General features: G+C 34.6%; 2 protein-coding genes and 1 pseudogene. All 3 read left to right on the top strand.

Translation table 11 applies throughout. From position 1 onward, the window contains the following. Positions 1-89 precede the first annotated feature (89 nt). The gene (locus tag A5875_RS03095; RefSeq protein WP_088932244.1) at positions 90-779 is read left to right on the top strand and encodes a PocR ligand-binding domain-containing protein; all 690 of its coding nucleotides are present in this window, start codon (positions 90-92) and stop codon (positions 777-779) included. A 60-nt stretch (positions 780-839) separates the two neighbouring features. Then, positions 840-911 (top strand): annotated as a pseudogene (locus A5875_RS24305) (hypothetical protein); the annotation flags it as partial. 3 nt (positions 912-914) lie between these two features. After that, the coding region (locus A5875_RS03100) for a sensor histidine kinase (protein ID WP_369596950.1) at positions 915-1,234 on the top strand (320 nt) is incomplete at its 3' end.

Raw genomic sequence — 1,234 nt, forward strand, 5'->3', positions numbered from 1 at the left:
CGCAATTCTGGAAGAACGCGCAGATGTAATGGATCTGTCTCTTATACACATCTAGATGAGTTAGTACGATTAAGGTGGTACTTGTTATTATGAACAAAACAGAAAACCCTTTGAAAAAGCTAGTAGATCAAAGATTATATGGTCGTTATGGAAGTGTAATACCAATCTCGAATATTTCCCTTATCTTAGTTGATAATGTCGGGAAGATTTTGATGGAATTTAATCCAGAACCTGAATTTTGCAAACTTATTTGTAAGAAAGAAGAAGGAACTGTTTGCGATTATTGCTTAGGCCGTTTAGAAAATGATCTTGAGCATCGATATATATGCGAATATGGATTAGAAAATATTTACATGCCGATTGTTGTTGGAAAAGAAACACTCGGATATGTTATTGGGGTACAAGCCTATTCTACAGAAACTGAATACAAAAAATATTTGTTGGATGTTCCAAGCCTGAGCGAGGAAACTGGCGTTAGCAAAGAAAGAATTGCTAAAGCACTCTCAATGCTTGGCACTGTAGACGAAAAAGAAATTCGGATTTACGAACAGATTTGTGGACATGTATCTAGCAATATTGCACTTGATGTCGAAGAAAGAGTGTTAAACAATCATACCGATGTCGAACGTCTTTCCATTGAAAAAGAGATCTTAGAAAAGAAAATTCTTGATTTGGAAACGAAAAACGATTCATTAGTGATTAACCCACACTTTTTATTTAATACTTTAAATTCGATTGCTCGAACTGCTTATTTCGAGCTGTCTCTTATACACATCTAGAATACTTTAAATTCGATTGCTCGAACTGCTTATTTCGAGAATTCTCACACAACTGAAGAACTGATCTACTGTCTTTCAGATATTTTACGTTATACCTTAAAATCAGAGAACCAATTACACACGATCGAAGCAGAATTGGATTACATTAATAAGTATTTGTATATTCAGAAGGTTCGTTTTAAAGATCGTTTAAATTTTGAAATAAATATCTCAGAAGAATTGCTGCCGCAGCATATTTTAAATATGACGCTGCAACCAATTGTAGAGAATGCGCTTATACATGGTATTACCCCGAAAAGAGATGGCGGAAGTCTAAAAATTTATTCGGACAACGAATGCAAAGATACAGTCATTATTTATGTTGAAGACGATGGTAATGGTTTTCCGCAAAGTGTATTAACAGCAGTACGCAAAAATGGGACAATCAATCAAACGAACAGTTTGGGGTTTAAAAG

This window comes from Enterococcus sp. 3H8_DIV0648 (genome assembly GCF_002140655.1).
GTDB classification, from domain to species: Bacteria; Bacillota; Bacilli; order Lactobacillales; family Enterococcaceae; genus Enterococcus_A; species Enterococcus_A hulanensis.

What these genes read in the sequence shown, in the direction of transcription:
- A5875_RS03095 (WP_088932244.1), top strand. Translation starts at nt 90, where the DNA reads ATGAACAAAACAGAAAACCCTTTGAAAAAGCTAGTAGATCAAAGATTA.